We start from the raw sequence: 23,735 nt of genomic DNA on the forward strand, positions 1-23,735 counted from the left end.
CGGCAGGAGTCCTTGTGGTCTTCTCGGAAAACGGTTTTGCCTCTAATACTGACCCCGTCGACCCGCAACAACCGAAAAAGCGCTGTTTGCCGTCGTCTTTGACATGGAGCAAGCAGAGCCGATGATCTTCAGCGACTACCTGACCGACACAGCCCGGTCGATCGCCTTCCTCAGCAGGCTGCCGGTTCCCTCCCGTTTCTTCGAAGGCCATGACGGAGCATTGTCGCGCACGGTGCGCGCCTTTCCGCTCGCGGGCGTGCTGATCGCCATGCCCCCGGCGGCGACGCTTGCCGCAGCGCTTGCCCTGCATGCAACGCCACTGCTCGCCGCCTTCCTATCTATTGCAGTCCTTCTGCTCGTCACCGGCGCCCTGCATGAGGACGGTCTCTCTGATGCAGCAGATGGCCTAGGCGGCGGACGTGAGCGGGAACACGCCCTCGCCATCATGAAGGACAGTCGCATCGGCTCCTATGGCGCCGTCACCATCGTGGTGGCCATCGGCATGCGCGCTGCCGCCCTCGCCCAGATAGCCAGCGCCGTTGCACCCGTCGCCGCAGCGGCCTGCCTCATCGGGGCGGCCGCTGCCAGCCGGGCACTGATGGTCTGGCACTGGTCAACGCTGCCATCGGCCCGCGCCGGAGGCGTCGCGGCATCCGCCGGAAAACCGGAACCGGCAGCGCGACAGGTTGCGCTTATGTCCGGGCTGCTCATATCGCTCGCGCTCCTCCTGCCCGTATCCTCGCCATTTGCTACGATAATCGCGCTGCTGGCCGGTATCCTGTTAACTGCCGGTTTCACTGCTCACGTACGCCGAAAGCTCGGAGGACACACCGGCGACACCATCGGTGCCAGCCAGCAGGTCGCGGAAATCGCAACCCTCGTTGCCCTTGCCATGGCCGCCTAGAGAACCGATATAAATGCGGGAACAAGGTATGCTCATGGAATCACCCTGCATTCTCGTCTGCTCTATCGACATGAAAACCGGCTACTGCTTCGGTTGCGGTCGCACGCGCGAAGAAATCGCGGGTTGGATTGGCTATACCGATCAGCAACGTCGCTCCATCATGGAAGGCTTGCCGGCTAGGCTCGAAACTGTCGAACGAAAGCCCCGGCGCGAGACCCGTCGTGCGCGGATGGCACGCGAACGCGAGACCGGTTGATGCGTCTCGTCGTCGTCCTCGCCATACTGGGTTTCGGCCTGGTTGTGCTGCTGCTGAACCAGAACAGCGGGCGCAGTTTCGGAATGGCGAATGGCGATTTCGCCAGTTTCATCAGCCTGCTACCCTTCGCGGTCATGCTCTCCGCCGGCATTCTCGCCAGCCGGCGCTCTCTCGGTGAAAGCGCCCGACAACTGATGCTATGGGCGCTCATCATCCTCGCCCTCGTCACAGGCTATCTTTATCGCGACGATCTCAGTGCAGCGGGGTCGCGGCTGACTGCAGGTCTGATCCCCGGTCGGGCAGTGATCGCCACCGGCATCGATGGCCAGCCGGAGGTCGTTCTTCACAAGACCCGCAGCGGCCATTTCGAAACGACCGTCGATATCGATTCAGTACCCGTGGACGTGATGATCGATACGGGAGCAAGCACCGTCGCCTTGCGCTACGAAGATGCACAGCGGATCGGTGTCGACATGTCGAGCCTTGTGTTCAATCGGGCGATCATGACGGCCAATGGCCGCGCGCAGGCCGCCCAGGTTCGTCTTCGTCAGGTTGCTCTTGGCCCTATCGTCCGCAGGGACGTCGAGGCGTCGGTCATGGAAAAAGGCCAGCTCGAGCAGAGCCTGCTCGGCATGAGCTTCCTCTCCACGCTTGCATCCCTGCAGATGCGAACCGACGAATTGCGGCTGCGCGATTAACGACGCGTCATGAGAGCGTCAGTTCGTCACCGTCGATTCCAGCAGCATGCTGTCGGAATAGACACGGTTTCGTCCGTATCGCTTTGCGAAATAAAGGAACTGGTCGGCAGCGTTCAAGTAGTTGGAAAAATTCTCCATTCCTCCAACCTCCGCGATACCGATCGATGCGGTCACGGAGATATCGTTGTCATCCAGCGCCACCCGGAGATCTGCGATGCTCGTGCGGATCATTTCACAGAATTCGCTGGCAGCCACAGAATCAAGACCAGTTAGTAACAGCCCAAACTCCTCGCCGCCTAACCGCGCCAGAAGATAGTCTGTATCCTCGATCAGCGTCTGCAGTTTGGTAGCCACCGCCTTAAGCACCCGGTCACCGATTTCGTGACCGTAAGTGTCGTTAAGCTTCTTGAAATGGTCGATATCAAGCATGGCCATGCTGCAGGATTGCCCCCGCTCCAGGCAACTCGCCACCTTGGCGGGCCCCTCATCGAAAAAATGCCGCCGGTTTCTGAGGCCCGTCAGGTAATCGCTAAATGCCGCCAGCCTGAGTTGCCGAAGCTGGGACAGCGTCTCGACATTATGACCGATGCGACATTGCAATTCTTCAACCACAAAAGGCCGATATACAAAGTCATTGGCACCGGCCTTAAGGAAGCTCGCCGACAACAGGCGGTCAGCGGAGGACGAGATACCGATGATCCTGAGGCGGTCGGAGCCATGGGCGCGACGAATCCGCCGCGTCAGTTCATAGCCGTCCATATCCGGCATGTTATAATCAGTTATGACCAGTTCGATGCCGGGATGGGCCTCCAACATGTCCATCGCCTCGCTGCCGGTCGAGGCCTCGAAAACCTGAAACTGCTGCAGGCGCAGAAGCTCAGTCAGCATCTGACGAGCTGACGCAAGATCATCGACAACCAGCACGCGCACGTGCCGGTTCGCCAGAATCCTGTCGACGGCCGTGATCACCATGTCAACAGCGCGTTCGTTGTTCTTGATGACGTAGTCGGCGACACCGCGCTCAACCAGCTTCTCACGCATATCGCGATTAAAGTCGGCGGTGAACACGATGGCGGGAATCCCCAGTGCCACGACCTCGTCAAGAACCTGTCCGTCCGGCGAATCCGGCAAGGTCAGATCGACAACCGCTACGTCGAAATGGTTTCCACAACGAGAGGCCTCCTGAAATGCCCGGGTCGTGGCACAATGGGTAACGTTATAGCCGTGCTCCTTCTCGAAACGATGGCATAGCAGTGACGAAAAAGTCCGTGAATCCTCGATGACCAGCACATGCGCCTTCTTCCGGTACGCGGACTGGTCGACCGGACCCGTAAGGTTGGTACTGGTGGACAAGGACATCGTAGGCACTCTCAAAGAAACAAGGAAATTCAAAAAGGTATGCGTAAGGTTCTGATCAAGGGCACCTGCAACAGCGCTCGACCGGCTTTGCATTAATAGCGCTTCTATTTCCGCTTCTGCGCCGCACGAATCTGCACGAGTGTATCGAGATTTTGATTAACGCGGCAGTAGAATTCCTCGTCGATAAAGGGCCTCAGCATAAAGTCGTTGCCGCCAACCTTGAGGAAGCGCGCAGAAAGCAAACGGTTGTTGGACGACGAAACGCCGATGATGCGCAATTCGTGAGAACCACGTGCGGCACGGATGCGCCGGGTTAGCTCAAAGCCGTCGATGTCGGGCATGTTATAGTCAGTGACGACGAGACCGATATCCGGATTAGCCTTGAGGATCTCCAGCGCCTTCGCACCGCTGTCGGCAAGGCTGACCCGGAAATTATACCGCTTCAGGCGGCTGGAAAGCAGGGCGCGCGCGGTGGCGCTATCATCCACGATCAACACGTGGTGCTGATGGTTGGTGAGGAAGCGATAGACCGACTCGGCCAGCATTTCCACTGCGAAGATGTTATCCTTCAGAATGTAGTCGACGATATCCTTGGCGAGGAGCTTCTCGCGCATCTCCCCCTGGAAAGTGCCAGTGAAGACCACAGTCGGGATATTGAGATCGATCAGATATTCCAGCGCCTCGCCATTCTCCGCCCCCGGCAGATTGATATTCGAAATGGCAAGCGTAACGGGATCCCCGGACAGCTCGTTGGCCGCCTGCAGATCCTCGAAGGTGCGGCATATCTCGGCATCGATACCGAACAGCTCCTTCAGGCGCGTCCCGATCATGGAAGTGAACACGTTCGAATCTTCTGCAACAATGATCCGAGCATCAGGAAATGTTTCTCCAGAATATTGCATTCCGGAAATACCGAGAAGAGCCATGCGCCTTTGACCTTGAGAAACTGTTTTTTGAATTGCACTTGGAAGACTTGCAGAACGTTCATGTTCTGGGCAGCGCCATAAAAACATGCAGAGATTAATCCCCAATAAAAAAGGCGTAACAACTAGGGCACCATTTCTGCGTCTTGTCAGGTCTGCGACATTTTATCTGGCCCACAACACGATACTAACGAAAAACGCCCGGCAAGGCGGGCGCTCTACATATTCTGAAAGGGCGAGGATAAAACCTCAACGGATGGTGGCCGCACCGTCCTTGATCTCGACGGTCTCTCCGCCCTCCAGACCGACACGATCGCCGTTCGGCAGCGTCACGAAACAACCGGAGGGGCAAATCTGCTCCGACGAGCCCGCATCGATCGAGACTTCCATACGATTGCCATTTTCCACGACCACAAGGACGACAGCGCCGGAGCCGGCATTGGTAACCGTCGCCGCGATGGCACCGCTGCTCAGACTGAGCACAAGAAATGTCGCCGCCATGATGTTTTTCATGCGAATGCGGTGCGCCTGCACCGTCCTCTCTTTGCGCCGCACCGCTTCCGGGATGCCCTCGGGCTGTGCGAGCTATGCCCCTCTTCTATGGTGTCGCCGCTGAATAGAGCCTGAACGCAACGTTCATGGCAAGATCTTGTCTTCATCCTCCTGGTCGGGAGTGTTGCGAGGTTCGGTTTTGTTCCGTCCGCGGCCCAGTCCCGCCTTGGCTTCTTCCCGGCCGATATGCAGGCGCACATCCTGATGAGGATAGGGAATCTGGATGCCCTCGACCTTGAAGCGCTCGAATATCGTGACGCGCAGGTCGTTTTTGACCGGAAGGCCTCCAAGGACATCAGCGACGAAGCCCCGAAGTTCGAAATCGAGCGACGACGCGCCGAAGCCGTTGAACATCACCACCGGCTCGGGGTTGCGCAGCACACCGGGATGGGCGTTGGCGATTTCCAGCAACAACTCCATCACCCGGCGCGGATCGTTGTCATAGCTCACCCCTACCGGGATCTCGATGCGGCCGAGCTTGTTGCGGTGCGTCCAGTTACCGACCGGAGAGTTGATGAGTTCGGAATTCGGAACGATGATCGACTGCCGCTGGAAGGTCTCGATCTCCGTGGCGCGCACCGAAATGCGGCGAACGAACCCTTCCGTCGTGCCCGTCGCCACCCAGTCGCCAACCTTGAAAGGCCGCTCGACCAACAGGATGAGACCCGAGACGAAGTTCGAGACGATGTTCTGCAGACCGAAACCGATACCCAGGGAAAGAGCACCGGCGACGAGCGCAAGGCTGGAAAGATCGATCCCGGCCGCAGAAATGCCAATCAGGCCGGCAATCCCTGTTCCGAGGTAGCCGATACCGGTCTTGACCGAATTCCGTACGCCCGCATCAACTTGCGAACGCGCCATGACGCTGCCATCGAGCCATTTCTGGAACCAGCGTGTGACGACTAGACCAATGCTGAAAAGCAGGATGCCGCCAAGAATACCGACCAGCGAAATGCGGATGGTTCCGACATGGATCTCGGTGAAGATATTGTAGAACCAGAGCTGAAGGTCCTTGGGCTGAAAGCCCCAGGAGATCAGGATCAGCGGAATGCCGATGGTCAGCGCAAAGGCATAGATCAGTAGGCCGGCGACCATGCCCGCCTGATCGAGCGCAATTGCCGAAAGCGAGAAGCGCTTTTCGAGATATTTGCCGACCAGCGTTTCGCCGAATCGGTTGGGCGCGGAAATCGCCTTGCCGGAGAGAATGCCGATGTACATCGTGGCGATGACGGCACCCGTCAGGATGATCTGGGTGGCGAGGAAGCGGGCTAGACCGACATAGCCAATAACACTGGCGAAAACGAGGCCGAAGCCGATCAGCCTCAGCAGCACCGCAAACGCTTTCGGCCAGGGCTTGCCCCGCTCGGCCGGATCATGGCTATCGCTAAGAACGGGTCTCAGGAATGAAACGACGAAGATGATAATGCCGACGATCACCGAAGACACGAGGCTCTTCATGACGGTGAGGACAACGGGCGAGCTCAGCGTCTCGCTGATCGCACCGAGCACGTAGTCGAAGCCATTGACCACCGCCATGACCACCACAGCGATATTGATGTCGCGCGCTCCCTTGTTGGAGAGCCTGACGAGACGCCAACTCGGCGCTTTCGGGGCAAGAACCGCCCGCGCCAGCATCGAAACGAAGAATACCAGACCGGCCAGCCCGAACAGGGCGGAAGCGATCGGCGAGATGTCAGACCTCAATACGTTGAACGTATCCAGGAAGAAGAAGCTCGCACCAAGGAAAGCCCCGAGCGCCATGGCCGGCAGGATGGTTGACCAGAAAGCGACGGAGAACCGGCTCATATAGGCCGGGTCCTTGTTGCCAGGGTCGCGCTTGATCAGCGAGCCGAACAGCCGGTATTCGACATAGACCATCACCAGCGCCAGAGACAGCGACAGCATCACAGCCATTCCGAACGGCACACGCTTGAACTTCCAGATAAAGGAATACCAGCTCGATATGGTCCGTCCAAAACGGCTGACTTCATTGGAGAACGAGTTCAACGCATCATCGAAGACCTCGCCGGAAATCTCCGTATGCTCGAAAAGCTGGTCAGCGAACAGCCGCCGGCGGATATCGGTGATCGCATTCGAAAGGTTGGTGCCTCGGATCGACAGGTCCTCCGCCTGCCCCGTCAGCGTATTGATCTGCAGACGCTCGCCATTCAGCTTGTTGCGCTCTTCCGTGATCTCCGGCGCTTCGGCGGGCTGACCCTCTTTGGGTGCATCACCAAGCTGCGTCAACCGCGTTGTCACGTCGTTCAGGCGCGGCCGAAGCTGGACAGAAATCTGCAGGAGATCGTGGGAAAGATTGTCCACCTGCGCCTTGATGTCGACCAGAGCCGAATCGTCAGTCTTCTTTGCCTCGACCTGCGCCTCCAGATTATCGAGCCGCGCCTGCGTCTCCTCTATCTTCGTTGCGGCATTTCCCATGACGTCGTCGCGCTGCAACAGGTTGTCCTGCGCCAGAACCTGTCCGCCAGAACCCGACAGGAGAACCGGAGCGAGGACAAGCAGGGCGGCGATCGCCCAAGGAGAGAGGTGGCGGCGAATATGGAACAAGGTCAAATTCCTGGATGGTCCTAAGCGATTTGCGCGGACCATAGTTTCAGTTTCGGTCAAAAGAAAGAACGGTTAACCGCTGCCGAAAACGAAATGCCGGCCCCGCATTGCTACGGGACCGGCATGGATCTCATCCAGATTTTCGGAAGAATCAGGCAGAGGTGATCTTCGCCCTCAGCTCTTCGAAACGCTGCAACTGTTCGCCGATCAGCGCCCTCTCGGCATCGCGCCGAACGAAGACCTTGAACATCGCCCTGCCCTCGCCGTTCATGAACCAGACCGAACAGGACCTACGCCCATGGAAACCACGATCGACAAAGGCGATCGAAGTACAGCGCTCCTTGCGGATATGGCCACCGATAGGGCTATCACCATGGATGTTAAACCAGCCGTGACCTTCGCTGCCGGCCGGAAGGCTGCCCTCGACTTCAAGCACGATGTCCTCGGTGTGTACGATCAGCAGGACATCGCCCCAGCCGCTCAGATCCGTCCAGATGCTATCCCAGCGATCAGCCGGTGCGAACACCGCTGCACCCTCCGGAAGCACTGCCAAAACATCTACAGGCGTTACTCCGGCAGATGCGGCGATAGCTTCCACCACGCCATCAGGTTTTTCGGCAAGGGCGGCACGCGCCCGTTCAGCGATGGAATTCAGCGACCCGTCCATGTCAGCCTCAGGCAGCCGCAGCGTCGGCGCGCTTGCCTTCGCGATCTTCATGAATGATCACTTCAAACCCTTCGAAATGCGGTCCGGAAAGATACTGCACCTTGCTTTCGCCCGCGCGCGCATGGGCGGAGCGGAACTGTTCGGACTTGGTCCAGGCGATGAACGCTTCCTGGCTTTCCCATACTGTGTGAGAAGCGTAGAGCGTATGATCTTCCGCCTTCGGTCCCTTTAGCATGTGGAATTCGATATAGCCGGGCAGTTCGGCAAGACGACCCTGGCGGGAGCGCCATTGCGCTTCAAACGCCTCTTCGAAACCCGGAAGAACCCGAAAGCGGTTCATGGCAATATACATAGGCAAATCCCTTGTTCGTCCGGCAGACCAGCCGCGAAGGCTTCGCTGCCAGCTCATCAATTGAAAATCGGTTCGCAACATTGGCACCCGATCTGTTGCCTTCCTAATAAAACTTTCATATAAAAGTCAAGTTAAATGTCGCTACGCAGGTGACTGCTTTTGCACGCAATTCGGCCTGGCGCACCGGCCGGTTCGTCCCGAAACGAAACCGGAAGTAGACCTACAGGATTTTGAAATGACTGACTTTTCCATGTCGCTTGCCACTGTTTCGCGTAGCCTCGCGACCATCGTTTTTCTGCTTGCCGCCGGCGCTGGCGCAGCTCTTGCCCAGTCTCCTGCCAGCGACGCCAGACGTATTGTTTCGGTCGGCGGAACCGCGACGGAAATCATCTATGCACTCGGCCAGGGTGACCGCCTCGTCGCCGTCGATACGACAAGTACCTACCCCGCCGATACCGCAAACAAGGCAAGCGTCGGCTACATGCGTCAGCTCTCGGCTGAAGGCGTGCTTTCCCAGAAGGCCGATCTTGTCGTCATGGAGGCAGGCTCCGGTCCGGCAGATGCCATCGCCATCCTGAAGGCGAGCGGCGTTCCGATCGCCACCATCCCCACGCCGCCGGAGGCCTCGGAAATCGGCAACAAGATACGCGCTGTCGGCGCAGCAATCGGCAAGGAGAGCGAAGCCGAAGAGCTTGCGACCAACGTCGAAATCAAACTGAAGGCGCTCAACGCCGAGATTTCCGCACTGCCTGAGCCCCGCAAGCGCGTATTGTTCGCCCTGTCGCTCGCCAATGGTCGCGTGATGGCTGCAGGCAGCCACACCACCGCCGATGCTATCATCGGCCTCGCCGGAGGCATCAATGCGGTCGCCGACGTGCAGGGCTATAAGCCACTTAGCGATGAGGCAGTCATCGCGTCCAAGCCGGACATCATTCTCGTCATGAATGGCGGCGCCATGCATATGACCGCAGAACAGGCTTTCGCCCTTCCGGCATTGCAGGCGACGCCCGCCGGCGCAAACAAGGCGTTCATCGCCATGGATGGCCTTTATCTGCTCGGTCTCGGCCCGAGATCGGCTGAAGCCGCGCACGACCTTGCAGCCCAACTCTATCCCGACGCCGTCAAGCCTGCAGAGAGCAAGCAATGAACGCCATGGCGACCTTCGTCGCGAAGACTGCCAGGCCAACCGTTCCCGGTGACCGTTCCGCCTCCGGCGTCATTGTCGTCGCCTTACTCTTGATCCTGCTGGCCGCGGGCGCGTTCGCCTCGCTCATCACTGGTCCGACGGGCGTCGGCCTACCGGATCTCATCGCCTATTTTTCCGGTCGAAGTGCCGAGATGTCCCCGCAGGACCTTGCGATCATGGAAGCCGTGCGCCTGCCCCGTACCGCGCTGGGCATTCTCGTGGGCGCGGGTCTCGGCGTTTCCGGGGCTATGATGCAGGGGCTATTCCGCAACCCCCTTGCCGACCCGGGCATCGTGGGCGTGACATCGGGTGCGGCCTTCGCCGCCGTCTGTGCCATCGTGCTGGGAGGCACCGTGCTCGCACCGGTGCAGGCGCTTCTTGGCAATCAATTCCTGCCGATCATGGCTTTTGCCGGCGGTCTCGCCAACACCTTCCTCCTCTACGCTATCGCCACACGCAACGGCCAGACCTCGACCACCGCCCTCATCCTTTCTGGGATCGCCATCGGCGCGATGAGTGCAGCCGCAACCGGCCTGCTGATCTTCATCGCGGATGATCGAGCGCTGCGTGACATCACCTTCTGGTCGCTCGGCTCGTTGGGTGGCGCCACCTACGCTAAGATCCTCGCAACCCTGCCCTTCATTCTCTTCGTGCTTGCCATCATTCCCTTCGTCGCCCGCGGCCTTGATGCCCTGGTACTCGGCGATGCGGCCGCCTTCCACATGGGCATTCCGGTGCAGCGTCTGAAGCGTTGGTCCATCGTCGCCGTCGCAGCAGCCTGCGGCGCAACCGTTGCCGTCGCCGGTTCCATCTCCTTCGTCGGTATCGTCGTGCCGCATCTGCTGCGTCTCGCCATCGGCCCGTCGCACCGTTTCCTGCTGCCTGCATCGGCCATTGGAGGATCTGCCCTCCTCCTCTTCGCCGACAGCATCGCCAGAACCGTGGCCGCACCCGCCGAACTGCCGATCGGCATCATCACGGCAATCCTCGGAGCCCCGGTCTTCCTCTTCCTGCTGCTCGGCCGCAGCGGGCGCGCAGCCATGGATGGCCTCTGATGATCGAAGCCATCAATGTCTCCATCCGTCGCTCGGGTCGCCTCCTGATCCACGGGATCAGCCTTGCCGTGACCCCCGGCAGCGTCACCGCTGTCATCGGCCCGAACGGCGCCGGCAAGTCCACGCTGATGAAAGTCCTGTCAGGGGAAATGCCCCCGGACGAAGGCTCGGTCAGCTACAACGGACGTAACCTCAAACAACTCTCGCCGATCGAGCTTGCAGCCGAACGCGCCGTGCTGCCGCAATCCACGGTGCTGTCCTTCCCGTTCACCGCGCTGGAAGTGGCTCGCATGGGTGCCGTCGCCTATGGCGATCCGGATCCCGCCAATTCGGCGCGGCGCGCACTTGCCCGTGTCGGCCTGGATGGCTTCGAGGCACGCGCCTACAACGCCCTGTCAGGCGGCGAACAGCAGCGCGTGCAGTTTGCCCGCGTGCTAGCGCAGGTGCCGGCTGCGGTGGAGAATGGCAAGGCGCGTGCGCTCTTCCTCGACGAGCCGACATCGAGCCTGGACATCGGGCACCAGATCGCCGTTCTGGAAATCGCCCGCGACTTCGCGAGAGACGGCGGCGCGGTGCTGGCAATCCTGCACGACCTCAACCTCGCCGCGGAATTCGCTGACGATCTCGTGGTTCTCAGCCATGGCCGAGTGGTGGCTAGGGGACGTCCATCGGAGACGCTTCGTGACGATGTGGTCAGCGAGGTCTATGGCATCAGGGGTACGGTCGGACGGATACCAAACGACCGAATACCCTTCGTCCTGCCGCAGTCCCGAATCAGCCAAATTGAGTAAAGCCGGCTAACGAAGTTATCCACAGCTTTCCACAGGCTCCACATGAGAAAACGAGCCTAATTTCCGCAACATTCCCGGAACATTTGAATCGAGGTGCGGAACAAAACGGGATTATTGCTGTCACTGGAAAGTCGCAGGTGTTGTGAGCCGCCTTTTAGAGAAATTCTGCATCCCTTCGCCGGCAAAGAACAATGCCGCCGAAGGGATTAGCTCGGGCATAACCCTACTCACATAGGGAAATTCAGCCGGCGAAGGCTTATTCGTGAATGGTGTAGGAACCCAGTTCGCAGAGGTTCTGCGAATCTTCGGTCGTGTCCAGATTGGAATCCTCATCGAATTCGAAACGCATGTCGTATTCGCAAACCGTACGACCGTCGGCAATCGTGAGCTGTATGCTTTCGCCAGGCCCGAGAACGTCCTTGCCGAACACATCTTCCTCCCAGTCATTCACGCCGACCGGAGACGTGTAGAAGCGAGTCAGAACGGAATTCGTGCCGTTGGTCAGGGTGAAGACCAGATCCTCGGCCTGCGCCGCGGTGGTGGTCAGGATTGCAGCCGCCAGAAAACCTGCGGCGGAAAGCATCGATCTCATGCGAAACAAATCTCCAAGCCCGAAATTGGGCAAGGTCTGCATATCGCAAAATAGTAAAGTAACGATCCCGTGATTATCGATTGCGTTGACCAATTTTGGGCGGCACACAAAAATAGACGGTATGGTTCCACGTCCGCTTTCAAACCAACTATATTTAAGAGATAATGGTGGGTGATGTAGGGCTCGAACCTACGACCCGCTGATTAAGAGTCAGCTGCTCTACCAACTGAGCTAATCACCCGATAGCACCGTCTGGCGGTGTGAGAGGCCGTATAAACAGGATCTGCGTTATTGTCTAGCGCGTAAACTGGAATTCTTGGTTCTTTTGTCAAAAAAAATAAAAAATGAGAAATTATCTTATTTTTTCAAACATCTAGAACACCGCTCGCAAAACGCACGGCTTGTCCACCGATGCGAGCCCTGGAAATCTCGCCATCCTTGGCGTCGATATGCAGGTGAATATAGGACGGACGCCCCATCTCCACACCCTGCTCCACCATCATCGGATGATGGCCGTCCGGCAGCGCATCGAAATGACGTATGGCTCCCGAAAGCGCCGCAACTGCGGAACCGGTTGCGGGATCCTCGGAAATGCCCAGGTCGGGCGAAAACATCCGCGCATGGAACTTCGCGCCGTGATTCACGCCACTGCGACAATAGACATAGGCCGAGGTCAGCCCCCCCTCACAAAGAGGTGCCGTCCGCTCCCAAAGCTGCGGATCGAAATCGACCCGCTCAACGGCGCTGAGATTGTGCACGGGCACCAGGAGGAATGGAACGCCAGCGCTCCAGACAGAGGGAACGTGATTCTCGAAACCGAGTTCGGTAATTTTCAGAGATAACGCATCAGCAATCCCCTGTCGGTCCAGCGCCAACTCATAGCGCATGGAAATCTTGGGCAGATCGAACTCCGCAAAGCTCGCTTCTGCCTCCCTCAACCGCACAGCACAGCGCACCGGTCCGACATTCTCTTCCAGCACCGACACGAGATCCAGATTGCCGCCTTCGTTCCCATAGGCGCGTTCAGCGAGCGCGATCGCGGTACCAACGGTCGGATGGCCTGCGAAAGGCAACTCACGCACAGGCGTGAAGATGCGCACCTTTGCGGCGTGCGACCCGTTCGACGCCTTCGTGACGAATACCGTCTCCGACAGGTTCATCTCCGCCGCGATTGACTGCATCGTCTCATTGCTCAGATCATCGGCATCGAAGACGACGGCCAGAGGATTTCCGGCCAGCTTCCGGTTGGTGAAAACGTCGTAGATCGAATAGGGTCGTGCCAAGGGAAATCTCCCGCCTCTGCCTGCATTTGGAACCCGGGAGACTGCCCGACCTTGCCGCCGGGTGCAAGCAAGCAGAACGACTAACCCTTACCGGTGAAGAACCACTCCAAAACCGGCGGCATAGCCGCATTATAGGGATGGACGTTCGGATCGGGCGAGCGGATGGCGACTGCTCCGGCAATCTCCTTTTCCTCATCCACCAGCATATGCGCCGCGATGCGTTCGAGCAGTTCGTCCGCCGGCCTGTCGAATCGGTAGCGTTGCAGGATGGTAAGACGCCGATTGCGATAGCTGCCGAAGAGACCGCCCTCGAGTACGGCCTCATTGAGATCAAGGCCCGTCTCCTCCAGCACTTCACGCCGCATATTGCCGGTGAGATCGCATTGCCCGTCGACGATATCGCTCCGGTCGAGCGAGCCGGCAGCGAAATAGACCTGTCCGGCATTGGCCGTATGCGCCCCCATCTTCACCGCGATCAGCGCATCGTCGGAGGAAATGATGACCGGAAAGCAGAAGGCGTGATATCCGCCCCGCACATGATCCTGCGGCTGGCGACGCCACCACATGAAGGTGGAATAAGGAACCACGAAGGCTTCGCCCTCCACGACGTTATCGCGAAAGGTCAGCCGGTTCTGAAAGACGAGGTCACCATTGAACAGCGCCGGGTTGGCGGCGATCTCCCGCTCCCAATTTTCTTCCGCTGCCTCCTTCTCGGCCCGGTGGAACGGATGCTCGCCTTCGAGAACCCGAAGACTGATGTCCTTCACCGGGAAGACGCGACCGTTATCCGGCAATCCTGTCTGGTCGCGCAAGGGAAGATCGTTCATGGAATATCCAGTGAAATGACAATTGGGCAATGATCGGAAGCCTTCGGCCGGTCCCAGCCGACGCGCGGATAACGCTCGACATCCTGCCCCGGTGGAAACACCGTTCGGAACGGCTGGCCGGCACGGATGATATCGGGGCTTTTGCCCGGATTGGCGGCAGCCATTGCCGGCGACAGCCAGATATAGTCGAGCTGGCAAAGGTGCTGCTCAGCCGGCCCACGCGCATGATAAAGCGTCCAGCGGTCAAGCGGTTCGCGCCGCAGCATCACATTTTCGGCAAACCCATCGGCAGAAAAAACGTCGAGCGCGCTCGGCCTCGTTTCGCGGTATTCGAAGCGATAGCCGGTCCGCCGGTCGCCGATCACGTCCACCCGCTCCTGATAGTCGTTCATGTCGCCGCATATGGCGAAATTCTTGTCGGCCGTCTGCCCCTTGCCGAAACGCTGCTCGATGATGTGGCGCACCGCCTTCGTTTCCGCCTCGCGGACCGGCATCGTCGACGTGCGCCCATCCATACCGTCGCGACCGTTGGTCATCGACTTGAAGTGGACGACATAGAGCGTGAAGGGCTTACCCCCGACCATGAGATCGAGTTCAAGGCAGTCACGCTTGAAGATCCGGTCGTCGGGCTTTGCATAATTTGCGACCGCGGGTGTGAAGAGTCCGAGATCGTCATAGGTCAGCGCCGCATGGCTCTTGATGTCGGCAACGGAAATGGTCTCGCCGTCGCGGGTCTGCTCGCGCATCATCACGCCGACATCGATGCCGCGGCTGTCATTGCCCTCAACGAGATATTTGTGCCGGTAGCCGGCGCCCATCATCCGGAAGAGATAGCCGTATTCGAAGTTCTGCAGGGCGGCCATGTTGTCGACCTCCTGCAGGCAGAGAATGTCGGCATCCGCATCGGCAATCGCCAGCGCCGAGAGCTGGCGGGTATCGTCGGTCGATGCCACCACGCGCGCCGCCTCGAGCCGCTGATAGTCCTGCTCGTTGCGCATTTCGAACAGCTTCAGCACGCGATCCTGTCGCAACTGGTTGCGGAAACCGCTGAAATCGAACCGGGTAATCAGGTTCTCGATGTTGAAGGTCGAAAGTCTAAGCGCCATGAAACGTTCCGTCGGTATCGACTGCCAGGATCGGACGGCGACGAAATCCGCCACCGCCATCCGGGCTCCAGAAACGTTTAAACCAGAATCGGGTCACCTTCACGCCCAAACCACCCCCTGTGGGAAAAGGGCGAAGAAACCGGGGCCTCAGCTTGCCTTGGCGGTCACTGTCGCCTTGAACTTGCCCATCAGGTAAGGTCCTGAAAGCACTGGCTGGTAACGCGGCTCGTCTCCCGGCGAAAGACAGGTATCGAGGCAGCGGATCTCGGCAAACCAGTTCGGCTGATGGAAGAATGCGAGCGACTGCCGTCGGTCCATGCCACCCTCCTCCGGCGGCGGATTGACCACCCGGTGCAGCGTCGAGACCCAGCGGTCGTTGGTCCACAGTGACATCAGGTCGCCGATGTTGATGACGAAGGCGCCAGGCACCGGCGGCACCGAGACCCAGTCTCCCTCCGGCGAAAGAATCTCCAGCCCGCGGGAACCGGGTTCGGGAAGCAGGATCGTCAGCGATCCGTAATCCGTATGCGCACCGGCCCTGAGCTGTCCCGGCTGGGGAGCGACCGTCTGGGCGGGATAGTTCAGCGCCCGCAAGGCGCTGATCGGCTGATCTATGAAGCCCTCGAAGAAATCCTCCGGGAGTTTCAGGGCAACCGCGAAAACCCGCATGATGCGCCGCGCCAGATCCTCCATAGCCCGGTAATAGGCCTTCCACGCATCCGCGAACCCTTCCGGTCCCGCAGGCCAGATGGTTTGAGCATAGCAGAAGGACAGCGCTTCGCCGTCGGTCATGCCTGCCGGAACGGCAAGCGGACCACCGTTGAAGCTTTCCTTCAGGTCCGGCGGCGTATCGACGTTTTTTGACTTCGCCAGCGCCTCTGTACCAGGCCCGAGATAGCCATAGGGATAACCCGGAAAGGGTGCGCGCGCCGCGTTCTTTTCTTCTGGCGACAGGTCGAAGAAGGCTCTTGCCGACTGCCAGACAGCTTCGATCACGTCCGTCGGAACGCTGTGCTCCGCGATCGCCAGAAATCCGGTCTTGCGGCAGATCTCGTCCACCGTTTCGCCAAGGCGCGTCTTCTCCTCCGGCGTTGCGCGCTCGAATGCGCCAAGATCGAATATCGGGAAATCCGCCATGCCTGTTCTCCTTATCTGCCTTTGTGGGCGGCAAGAGAACACCAGCACATGGCGTTGCGCAATGGTTCAAAGACGCCACCCCGCCTGTAGCATCACGCGCAACACCTCGCCGACCCGGGCCGGCTGGCGGCTGTAGGCCCGCAGGCACTGGCCGTCTGTGAGGGTCAGCCGCAGTGCATAACGTTCGCCCTCGTAGAGGACACCTGCAACCGTCGCGGCAACGCCTTCCCCGCCGACGATGACGTCCTGCGGACGCACCAGCACCTCGGCAGCCGGGCGCGAATCGGCCTCTCGCTCGAAGGCGCCCGCCATCATGGACCAGTCGAGCGCACGCTCGCCTTCGCCGGCAAGCGGCAGGCTGACAATTGCGCCCTGCCCAATCAGCGAACCCACCAGCCGTCCTTCGGGGCGCGCATAGATTTCGGCCGGTGGCGCCACCTGCAACAGCCTGCCTTCGGACATGACCGCGACATCGGTGGCCAGCGCCATCGCCTCGGCCTGGTCGTGCGTGACATAAACCATGGTCGCGCCGGAGCGCGCATGAAACTCGCGGAAGGTCTCTTCCATCTCCTGACGCAGATGGCGGTCGAGATTGGCGAGTGGCTCGTCGAGCAGCACCACATCCGGATCCGTCACCAGACTGCGCGCCAGCGCCACCCGCTGGCGTTGGCCGCCGGAAAGATCCGCAGGACGCCGCTCGGCATATTGCTCCAGGCGAACCGCCTTCAGCGCCTCGCCGACCTTCTCACGGTAGCGCTCGCCGGATATGCCGCGCACCTTCAGCGGATAACCGACATTGGCCGCAACCGTCATGTGCGGCCAGAGTGCGTAAGACTGGAACACCATCGCCATGTTGCGCCGCTCCGGCGGCACCGCCCCGGACGCATCTGAGAGCACCCGGTCTCCGAGAAGAATTGAACCGTCGCTCGGCGTTTCGAAGCCGGCAATCATCCTCAGCACGGTCGTCTTGCCGCAACCGGATGGCCCGAGCAGCGCCAGGAAACCACCGTCGCGGATCTCCAGCGATACGTCGTTCACGACGGGCCTGCCGGTGCCATAATCCTTGCAGAGCTTGTGCAGTGTCAGTTTCGCCAAGGAACGACTCCCTTCGGCAGCCGGGCCGCCATCAGTTCGAGCAGCAGCATAAGAACCACGACCATCGCCACGACCAGCACAGAGAGCGCCGAGGCGAGGTCATAGGAACCGCTGTCATCGAGATTGTAGATCGCCACGCCGAGCGTCTGTGTGCCCGCCGACCAGAGAAGCGCCGAGACCGTGAGTTCGTTGCAGGCGATCAGGAAAACGAGGATGACGGAAGCGCCCGCCGCCGGCGCGATCAGCGGCACGATGATATCAGTGAGCCGCCGCCAAAATCCCGCTCCCGACAGCCGCGCCGCCTCTTCGAGCGCGGGATCGAGCTGGCGCAGCGCACTCACCACGGGCTTCAGCCCCACGGCAAAAAAGCTGGAGAAATAGGCCGCGAGAATGATCCAGATCGTGCCGTAGATGGTGACGCCGAGAAGCGGCAGGGGCGCGGCAAAGACGAGAATGAAGGCGACCGAGATAACGATGCCCGGCAGTGCATAGGGGATTTCGATCATCGCCGAAAGCGCAGCCGAAAGCCGCTTACCGCCTCGCGTCAGCGCATAACCCGTCAGCACCCCGATCACCAGAAGTCCGAAGGCGGTCGCCGAGGCCAGGAAAATGGAGTTGGCGAAGGCCGTGCGCGTCACCTTCTGGCGGAACAGTATTTCCTCATAGGCCGCGAAGGACGCCGTCTTGAACGACAGCGCCACGCCATAGGCCGGCACCAGCGAAGCGGAGACGAGCGCGATGAACGGTGCGATCAGGATCGCGAAAAGCAGGAGCCACAAGAGGAATTCGACCGGCAGACGCAGGGCACCCAGCCGGAAGGTGGCGGATGCGCCCGAAAGCCCGATGACGCGATAGTCCCTGCCCTTCAGCGCCCATTCCTGCACCTGCAACCCGACCACCGCCATCACCGCAATCATGCCGGAGAGAATGGCGATGTCACCGAAGGTGCTGGTGCCGAAACTGGCGAACCGGGCATAGACCAGTGTCGGAAGCGTATAGATCGAGGCGGGAATGCCGAGAATGGCCGGAATGCCGAAATTGCCGACACCGGAAACAAACGCCATGGCCGCGCCGGCAATCAGCCCCGGCAGCGACAAGGGCAGGATGATGTCCTTCAACACCTGCCACGGCGAAGCGCCGGAGAGCTTCGCCGCCTCGATGCCGTCACGCGGCAAAGCGAGCAGCCCGGCGCGCAGCGACAGGAAGACGAGCGGCGAATGCTGCACCCCGTAAAGCAGGGCAATACCGGCAATCGAATAGAGCGGCTGGGAACTGCCGAGCGGCGGCGCAAGACCGAGCGCCTTCAGGAGCGGACTGGAAGGTCCCGTCATGCCCACCCAGGAAAGCGCCGTCACCTGCGGCGGGATCATCGTCGGCAACATGAAAAGGAAGCTCAGGAGCCATTTGCCGCGAATATCGGCAAGCGTCAGCGCCAGCGCAAAAAGGCCACCGATGGCGACCGCCACGATCATGCCGAGGACGGACGTCGTCAGCGTATTCCGCGCCGCGGTCCAGATCGCCGGATCGGCAAGAAGCTCCAGCGCCTTGCCGTTGAGGATAGAGGAAATGCCAGCCATCACCAGCCTTGCGAGCGGCAGCACGCAAAGGCCGGCGACTACGGCCGTGACAAACGGAAACAGCCAGCGGGGCTGGCTGTTCGCATTGGCGGGAAGACGCGGCATGAGCCCTTCGATCAGTTGGTGCCGAAGATACCGGAGAAGGTCTTCAGGTCTTCCTCGGTTGCCTTGAGCGCGGCAGCGGCGTCGATCGGGAGAACCTTGATGGTATCGCGGGCCGGGAAACCGGCGGGAACGGCCATGCCGTTGCGAGCCGGGATGTAACCGAGCTTCAGGAAGCCTTCCTGCCCCTTTTCGGAAAGCACATAGTCGACGAACTTCTTCGCGGCTTCGGCATTCTTGGTGGACGCGAGAATGCCGACCGGCTCGGTGACGGCGGAAACGCCTTCTTCCGGGAAAACGAACTCGACCGGAGCGCCCTTGGCCTTTTCGCGGATCGGCATGTAGTCGACCACGACGCCGTAAGCCTTCTCACCCGATGCGACGGACTTCAGCACGGCGCCGTTACCGCCGGAAGCGATGGCGCCGTTTGCCTGAAGTTCCTTGTAGTAATCCCAACCGAGCGACGAAACGCCGGCCAGCGTCTGGGCGTGGATGAGGGCTGCACCGGAGGTCAGCGGGCTCGGCATGGTCACGAGGCCCCTGGCTTCCGGCTTGGCAAGATCCTTCCAGCTCGTCGGCTTCATCGTAGCGGCAGTGTTGTACATGATGCCGGTGGTGATGAGCTTGGTGGAATAGTAGAAGCCGTCGGCGTCATAAAGGGTAGCGTCGTAGTTGACTGCTTCCGGCGACTTGTAGGCCAGAAGCTGGCCGTTCTGCTTCATGCGCTCGAGCGTGACGGTGTCGGCGATCAGAAGCACGTCCGCAACCGGGTTGCCCGCTTCGATTTCGGCCATAAGCTTCGCCATGATCTTCGGCGTGCCGTCGCGGACCCAGTCGACCTTCACATCGGGATTGGCGGCCATGAATCCATCGACCGTCGCCTGCGCATCTTCGTTCGGCTGGCTGGTGTAGAGCACCAGATTGGCGGCATCGACCGAAACAGTCATGAAACCGAAAGCGGCAAGCGTAGTGAAAGCGGAAAGCAGAGTTTTCATCGGAACGTCCTCGCAGGTATGAGACGCCGCTCATTAGTGCCGCCGTATAACACCGGCATGACACCGACCTTTCTTTCCCGACAAAAACGAGGGCGGTCTTCCAGCCACCCTCAAACACCTTCGTCCAATCGCCCTAGCACCCGGCATTAAAACCGTATCAACAACCAGCGAATATACCAATTTTTTGAGACTTTTATGGGTTCAATGGCGTTCGACCGGAGTTGGGCGTTGCAGGCCCACCCAAATCCTGCGATGGCGAAAAAATCATCCGACGGAGAATGGTAAGAGACATGAAGACCCGCAGTCACTGGCGCGCGCGGTTGCGCTACGAATTCGACAAGAGCATGGCTGGCGGAGCGATCGCGCTGATCGGCTGGCTGACCCTCATTTCGCTGGTCGTCATCATTCTCGCCGGCATATTCCTGGCGATCTCGGGCATCGCGCCGGAAGGCGGCGAACCCGTCGGCTTCCTCGAAGGCGTATGGGAATCCCTGATGCGCACCATGGACGCCGGCACCATGGGCGGCGACATGGGATGGGGCTTTCGCATGGTGTCGCTCGTCGTCACCGTCATCGGCATCTTCGTCTTCTCAGCCTTGATCGGCGTCATCTCTTCCGGCCTTGAGGACAAGCTAAGCGAGCTGCGCAAGGGGCGCTCCCGCGTGCTGGAGACCGATCACACCATCATTCTCAACTGGTCCCCTTCCATCTTCGACGTCATCAACGAGCTGGTGATCGCCAACCAGAGCCGCAGGAAACCACGCATCGTCATCATGGCCGACAAGGACAAGGTGGAGATGGAAGACGAAATCGCCACCAAGGTCGAAGACCTGAAGAACACAAGGATCATCTGCCGCAGCGGCGATCCGACCGACCTCTACGATCTCGACATTGTCAACGCCCAGACCTCCCGCTCGATTATCGTCCTGTCGCCGGAAGGCGAGGATGCCGATTCCCGTGTGGTCAAGTCGGTGCTTGCCCTGGTCAACGATCCCAAACGTCGGATCGAACCCTACAAGATCGCCGCCGAGATCCGCGACGGCCGCAATGCCGAAGTCGCCCGCATCGTCGGCGGCCACGAACTGCAGCTCGTTCTCGCCGACGACCTCATCTCCCGCATCGTCGTCCACACGAGTCGCCAGTCCGGTCTCTCCGCCGTATATTCCGAACTGCTCGATTTCGACGGTTGCGAGATCTATACGCTCGAGCAGCCGGAACTGACCGGCAAGCCCTTTGGCGCTGCCGTGATGAGCTACGAAAACTGCTCGCTGATCGGCATATGCGATGCATCCGGTACCGTCATTCTCAATCCGCCGCCAGCAAGGGTTTTCGAACAGGGCGACCGCGCGATCATCATTGCCGAGGACGACGCCTCGATCCGTATATGGAACGGCAACCTGGAGATCGCCAAGGAAACGATCCGCCCAGCGGCCAAGCGCGAACGTCAGCCGGAACGCACGCTGGTCCTCGGCTGGAACCGTCGCGGTCCGATCATCGCCTCGGAACTCGCCCGCTATGTCGCTCCCGGCTCTCATCTCACGATCGCCGCCAACTCCGCGGCCTTCGACAGGGATGTCGGCAATCTCGACATCGATCCTACCGTAATGACGGTCGAATGCCGTGTAGTCGACACCAGCGACCGGACCTCCCTCGACGCCCTGGCTATCCCCTCCTTCGACCACGTACTGGTTCTCGGCTACAGCGACGACCTTTCGGCACAGGGCGCCGATACTCGTACCCTCATTACACTTCTCCAGCTGCGCCGCATTGCCGAGCGTTCCGGCAAACGCGTCAGCGTCGTCAGCGAGATGATCGACATCCGCAACCGCCAGCTTGCCGAAGTCACCCGCGCCGACGATTTCGTCGTCAGTAACAAGCTCGTCAGCCTGATGCTGGCGCAGGCCTCGGAAAACGAGTTCATGGCGGCGATCTTCAACGAGCTGCTGGATGAGAAGGGCTCGGAAATCTACATGCGCCCGGTCACCGATTACGTGTCGATCAACCAGCCGGCCAACTTCTTCACCATCAGCCTGGCAGCCCTGCGGCGTGGCGAGATCGCCATCGGCTATCGCCGACAGCGCGAGGATGATGCCGACGCCCGCAAGCTCGGCGGCGTCACCGTCAATCCCTTGAGATCCGAGAGGATCACCTACTCGGCCCGAGACATGGTGATCGTGCTCGCCGCGGATTGACGCAACGAAAAAGCCCGGCTTCCGCCGGGCTTTTTCTTTCAGCGATTTGAACGAGTTCAGGCCGCCATCGCCAGCGCGCCGCTGACCAGACGACCAAGGCGCTTGATGCCTTCGTCGATCATCTCCTCGTTGGCGCAGGAGAAGGAAAGCCGCAGCGTGTTGGCTCCGGAACGGTCGGCAAAGAAGGCTTGGCCCGGTACGAAGGCCACCTTTTCCGTTTCGACGGAACGGGCGAGAAGTTCTCCGCCATCCAGCCCTTCCGGCAGCGTCACCCAGACGAACATGCCGCCTTCCGGCCGCGTCCAGACCGTGCCGGCCGGCATATACTTCTCCAAAGCCGCCAGCATGGCATTGCGCCGCTCGCTGTAGGCGGCCCTGATCTTGGTAACCTGCTGGTCGAAATGCCGTGTCGCGACATGGGCGATGGCCATCTGGTTGATGGTGGACGAATGCAGGTCGGCTGCCTGCTTCATCAGCACGAGCTTGCGGATAACCGGCATGGCCGCGACAACGAAGCCGACCCGAAGACCCGGCGCCAGCGTCTTGGAGAAGGAGCCGCTGTAGATCGTGCGGGTGTTCTCAATTGAGCCCTTCTCCGCGATCTCCAGCGCCATAATCGGCGGGATCGCCTCGCCGTCATAGCGCAGCGATTGATAGGCCGCGTCTTCGATGATGGCAATGTCCAGTTCATCCGCCAGCTTGAGCAGGCGGCGGCGTCCGTCAAGGTCGACGGTCTCGCCGGTGGGATTGGCGAAATCGGCGGAGAGATAGGCGAACTTCACCTCGCCGCCGAGGTTTTCCGCAGCCGCCCTGTAGCTCTCCGGCGTCCGGTTGCCGAAGGTCAGTTGATCGTAATTCGGCTCATAGGCATTGAAGGCCTGCAGCGCGCCAAGATAGGTCGGCCAGTTCACCAGCGCGGTATCCTTCGGCGACAGAAACAGCTTGCCGAGATAATCGAGAGCCTGCTGCGAACCGGAGGTGATGAAGATGTTGTCGACCGTACAGGCGACCCCGAGCTTTTCCATCTCGCCCTTCAGCCACTCGCGCAACGGCTTGTAGCCCTCGCTCACCGAATACTGAAGCGCTACCGCTGCTTCTGGGCCTGAGAAGATATCGGCATAGGCCGCCTTGAAGGCTTCGTCGGGGAAAAGTGCAGGATCGGGAATTCCGCCGGCGAACGAGATGATGTCCGGGCGCTCAAGAAGCTTCAGCAATTCTCGGATTTCGGATGCACGCATGCGCGACGAACGCGTCGCGAAGATATGGTCCCAATTCAGCACGGGAGTTTCCTCGAAGTGTTTTTAGAATGCGCTCAGATGACCATGGATGGCTCGATATGTCAATAATGCTGACCTATCGTATTTTGAAACTTTTCCGGAAAAATGGGTACGTACAGAGCAACAATCATTCGCTCGACGTATCCCTGAGGCAAGATTACGTCGATTTCAGTCGTGTACTACGTCTTTTGGCAGCGGATGCGATCTCGCTGCAAAGATGCTAGAAAAGCGACGGTGCAACACG

At 60.0% G+C, this 23,735-nt stretch carries 22 protein-coding genes and 1 tRNA gene; 7 read left to right on the top strand and 16 right to left on the bottom strand.

All coding sequences use genetic code 11. The annotated features are described in order from the left end of the window. The first annotated feature begins 121 nt into the window (after positions 1–121). From H4I99_RS04750 to H4I99_RS04760, 3 genes are read left to right on the top strand one after another with little or no spacing between them, the layout of a single operon-like run. Positions 122–904, top strand: a complete 783-nt coding sequence (locus tag H4I99_RS04750; protein WP_163899604.1) for an adenosylcobinamide-GDP ribazoletransferase — start codon at positions 122–124, stop codon at positions 902–904. 34 nt (positions 905–938) lie between these two features. Then, the gene (locus H4I99_RS04755; protein WP_163905733.1) at positions 939–1,160 is read left to right on the top strand and encodes a DUF1289 domain-containing protein; all 222 of its coding nucleotides are present in this window, start codon (positions 939–941) and stop codon (positions 1,158–1,160) included. Next, complete coding sequence (locus H4I99_RS04760; protein WP_163899606.1) at positions 1,157–1,858, top strand: retropepsin-like aspartic protease family protein; 702 nt, start codon at positions 1,157–1,159, stop codon at positions 1,856–1,858. Before H4I99_RS04755 ends, H4I99_RS04760 begins: the two co-directional genes overlap by 4 nt. Positions 1,859–1,876: 18 nt before the next feature. Here the strand turns inward: H4I99_RS04760 and H4I99_RS04765 are convergent, their stop codons facing one another. The 6 genes from H4I99_RS04765 to hmuQ form a co-directional block, all read right to left on the bottom strand. After that, positions 1,877–3,217, bottom strand: coding sequence for a diguanylate cyclase domain-containing protein (locus H4I99_RS04765; protein WP_163899608.1), 1,341 nt, complete (start codon positions 3,215–3,217; stop codon positions 1,877–1,879). 104 nt (positions 3,218–3,321) lie between these two features. Next, on the bottom strand, positions 3,322–4,143 hold the full coding sequence (locus tag H4I99_RS04770; protein WP_163905735.1) for a response regulator: 822 nt from the start codon (positions 4,141–4,143) through the stop codon (positions 3,322–3,324). A 246-nt stretch (positions 4,144–4,389) separates the two neighbouring features. Then, positions 4,390–4,641: a hypothetical protein gene (locus H4I99_RS04775; RefSeq protein WP_244624914.1), complete on the bottom strand. Its 252-nt coding sequence runs from the start codon at positions 4,639–4,641 to the stop codon at positions 4,390–4,392. Between the two features lie 135 nt (positions 4,642–4,776). Then, positions 4,777–7,257, bottom strand: a complete 2,481-nt coding sequence (locus tag H4I99_RS04780) for a mechanosensitive ion channel family protein (RefSeq protein WP_244624916.1) — start codon at positions 7,255–7,257, stop codon at positions 4,777–4,779. A 151-nt stretch (positions 7,258–7,408) separates the two neighbouring features. After that, entirely contained in the window at positions 7,409–7,924 is a 516-nt protein-coding gene (hutX, locus tag H4I99_RS04785) for a heme utilization cystosolic carrier protein HutX (protein ID WP_244624938.1), read from the bottom strand. A gap of 7 nt (positions 7,925–7,931) precedes the next feature. After that, the gene (gene hmuQ / locus H4I99_RS04790) at positions 7,932–8,276 is read right to left on the bottom strand and encodes a heme-degrading protein HmuQ (RefSeq protein WP_163899616.1); all 345 of its coding nucleotides are present in this window, start codon (positions 8,274–8,276) and stop codon (positions 7,932–7,934) included. Between the two features lie 235 nt (positions 8,277–8,511). On the opposite strand from hmuQ, the gene H4I99_RS04795 reads away from it, so the two are divergent. From H4I99_RS04795 to H4I99_RS04805, 3 genes are read left to right on the top strand one after another with little or no spacing between them, the layout of a single operon-like run. Beyond that, entirely contained in the window at positions 8,512–9,423 is a 912-nt protein-coding gene (locus H4I99_RS04795) for a heme/hemin ABC transporter substrate-binding protein (protein ID WP_244624917.1), read from the top strand. A gap of 5 nt (positions 9,424–9,428) precedes the next feature. Further along, positions 9,429–10,517, top strand: a complete 1,089-nt coding sequence (locus tag H4I99_RS04800; RefSeq protein WP_163905739.1) for a FecCD family ABC transporter permease — start codon at positions 9,429–9,431, stop codon at positions 10,515–10,517. A gap of 11 nt (positions 10,518–10,528) precedes the next feature. Beyond that, positions 10,529–11,308 (top strand): heme ABC transporter ATP-binding protein, encoded by a 780-nt coding sequence (locus H4I99_RS04805; protein ID WP_425314361.1) that lies wholly within the window; start codon positions 10,529–10,531, stop codon positions 11,306–11,308. Between the two features lie 256 nt (positions 11,309–11,564). On the opposite strand, the gene H4I99_RS04810 is transcribed toward H4I99_RS04805, so the two are convergent. The 9 genes from H4I99_RS04810 to H4I99_RS04850 form a co-directional block, all read right to left on the bottom strand. Beyond that, entirely contained in the window at positions 11,565–11,900 is a 336-nt protein-coding gene (locus tag H4I99_RS04810; protein WP_163899620.1) for a hypothetical protein, read from the bottom strand. A gap of 165 nt (positions 11,901–12,065) precedes the next feature. After that, positions 12,066–12,141 (bottom strand) — tRNA-Lys (locus H4I99_RS04815). A gap of 124 nt (positions 12,142–12,265) precedes the next feature. Continuing rightward, a complete protein-coding gene (locus H4I99_RS04820; protein ID WP_163899622.1) occupies positions 12,266–13,183 on the bottom strand; it encodes a PhzF family protein in 918 nt (305 codons plus the stop codon). A gap of 80 nt (positions 13,184–13,263) precedes the next feature. Continuing rightward, a complete protein-coding gene (locus H4I99_RS04825) occupies positions 13,264–14,010 on the bottom strand; it encodes an NUDIX hydrolase (RefSeq protein WP_163899623.1) in 747 nt (248 codons plus the stop codon). Further along, a complete protein-coding gene (locus tag H4I99_RS04830; protein WP_163899625.1) occupies positions 14,007–15,116 on the bottom strand; it encodes an endonuclease/exonuclease/phosphatase family protein in 1,110 nt (369 codons plus the stop codon). The genes H4I99_RS04825 and H4I99_RS04830 overlap by 4 nt, the downstream gene beginning before the upstream one ends. A gap of 147 nt (positions 15,117–15,263) precedes the next feature. Next, positions 15,264–16,253 carry an isopenicillin N synthase family dioxygenase gene (locus tag H4I99_RS04835; protein WP_163899626.1) on the bottom strand — a complete coding sequence of 330 codons (990 nt, stop codon included), beginning with the start codon at positions 16,251–16,253 and terminating at the stop codon, positions 15,264–15,266. 66 nt (positions 16,254–16,319) lie between these two features. Continuing rightward, complete coding sequence (locus H4I99_RS04840; RefSeq protein WP_163899628.1) at positions 16,320–17,348, bottom strand: ABC transporter ATP-binding protein; 1,029 nt, start codon at positions 17,346–17,348, stop codon at positions 16,320–16,322. Next, complete coding sequence (locus tag H4I99_RS04845) at positions 17,336–19,030, bottom strand: ABC transporter permease (RefSeq protein ID WP_163899630.1); 1,695 nt, start codon at positions 19,028–19,030, stop codon at positions 17,336–17,338. Before H4I99_RS04845 ends, H4I99_RS04840 begins: the two co-directional genes overlap by 13 nt. Before the next feature lie 11 nt (positions 19,031–19,041). Then, positions 19,042–20,022, bottom strand: a complete 981-nt coding sequence (locus tag H4I99_RS04850; RefSeq protein WP_163899632.1) for an ABC transporter substrate-binding protein — start codon at positions 20,020–20,022, stop codon at positions 19,042–19,044. Between the two features lie 290 nt (positions 20,023–20,312). On the opposite strand from H4I99_RS04850, the gene H4I99_RS04855 reads away from it, so the two are divergent. Further along, a complete protein-coding gene (locus H4I99_RS04855; protein WP_163899634.1) occupies positions 20,313–22,214 on the top strand; it encodes a CASTOR/POLLUX-related putative ion channel in 1,902 nt (633 codons plus the stop codon). Between the two features lie 56 nt (positions 22,215–22,270). Here the strand turns inward: H4I99_RS04855 and H4I99_RS04860 are convergent, their stop codons facing one another. Further along, positions 22,271–23,494, bottom strand: coding sequence for an aminotransferase-like domain-containing protein (locus tag H4I99_RS04860; protein WP_163899635.1), 1,224 nt, complete (start codon positions 23,492–23,494; stop codon positions 22,271–22,273). Between the last annotated feature and the right edge of the window lie 241 nt (positions 23,495–23,735).

Source organism: Paenirhizobium daejeonense (genome assembly GCF_014280875.1).
Lineage (GTDB): Bacteria > Pseudomonadota > Alphaproteobacteria > Rhizobiales > Rhizobiaceae > Allorhizobium > Allorhizobium daejeonense.

What these genes read in the sequence shown, in the direction of transcription:
- H4I99_RS04750 (WP_163899604.1), top strand. Translation starts at nt 122, where the DNA reads ATGATCTTCAGCGACTACCTGACCGACACAGCCCGGTCGATCGCCTTC.
- H4I99_RS04755 (WP_163905733.1), top strand. Translation starts at nt 939, where the DNA reads ATGGAATCACCCTGCATTCTCGTCTGCTCTATCGACATGAAAACCGGC.
- H4I99_RS04765 (WP_163899608.1), bottom strand. Translation starts at nt 3,217, where the DNA reads ATGTCCTTGTCCACCAGTACCAACCTTACGGGTCCGGTCGACCAGTCC.
- H4I99_RS04770 (WP_163905735.1), bottom strand. Translation starts at nt 4,143, where the DNA reads ATGGCTCTTCTCGGTATTTCCGGAATGCAATATTCTGGAGAAACATTT.
- H4I99_RS04775 (WP_244624914.1), bottom strand. Translation starts at nt 4,641, where the DNA reads ATGGCGGCGACATTTCTTGTGCTCAGTCTGAGCAGCGGTGCCATCGCG.
- hutX (WP_244624938.1), bottom strand. Translation starts at nt 7,924, where the DNA reads ATGGACGGGTCGCTGAATTCCATCGCTGAACGGGCGCGTGCCGCCCTT.
- hmuQ (WP_163899616.1), bottom strand. Translation starts at nt 8,276, where the DNA reads ATGTATATTGCCATGAACCGCTTTCGGGTTCTTCCGGGTTTCGAAGAG.
- H4I99_RS04795 (WP_244624917.1), top strand. Translation starts at nt 8,512, where the DNA reads ATGACTGACTTTTCCATGTCGCTTGCCACTGTTTCGCGTAGCCTCGCG.
- H4I99_RS04800 (WP_163905739.1), top strand. Translation starts at nt 9,429, where the DNA reads ATGGCGACCTTCGTCGCGAAGACTGCCAGGCCAACCGTTCCCGGTGAC.
- H4I99_RS04810 (WP_163899620.1), bottom strand. Translation starts at nt 11,900, where the DNA reads ATGAGATCGATGCTTTCCGCCGCAGGTTTTCTGGCGGCTGCAATCCTG.
- H4I99_RS04825 (WP_163899623.1), bottom strand. Translation starts at nt 14,010, where the DNA reads ATGAACGATCTTCCCTTGCGCGACCAGACAGGATTGCCGGATAACGGT.
- H4I99_RS04830 (WP_163899625.1), bottom strand. Translation starts at nt 15,116, where the DNA reads ATGGCGCTTAGACTTTCGACCTTCAACATCGAGAACCTGATTACCCGG.
- H4I99_RS04835 (WP_163899626.1), bottom strand. Translation starts at nt 16,253, where the DNA reads ATGGCGGATTTCCCGATATTCGATCTTGGCGCATTCGAGCGCGCAACG.
- H4I99_RS04845 (WP_163899630.1), bottom strand. Translation starts at nt 19,030, where the DNA reads ATGCCGCGTCTTCCCGCCAATGCGAACAGCCAGCCCCGCTGGCTGTTT.
- H4I99_RS04850 (WP_163899632.1), bottom strand. Translation starts at nt 20,022, where the DNA reads ATGAAAACTCTGCTTTCCGCTTTCACTACGCTTGCCGCTTTCGGTTTC.
- H4I99_RS04855 (WP_163899634.1), top strand. Translation starts at nt 20,313, where the DNA reads ATGAAGACCCGCAGTCACTGGCGCGCGCGGTTGCGCTACGAATTCGAC.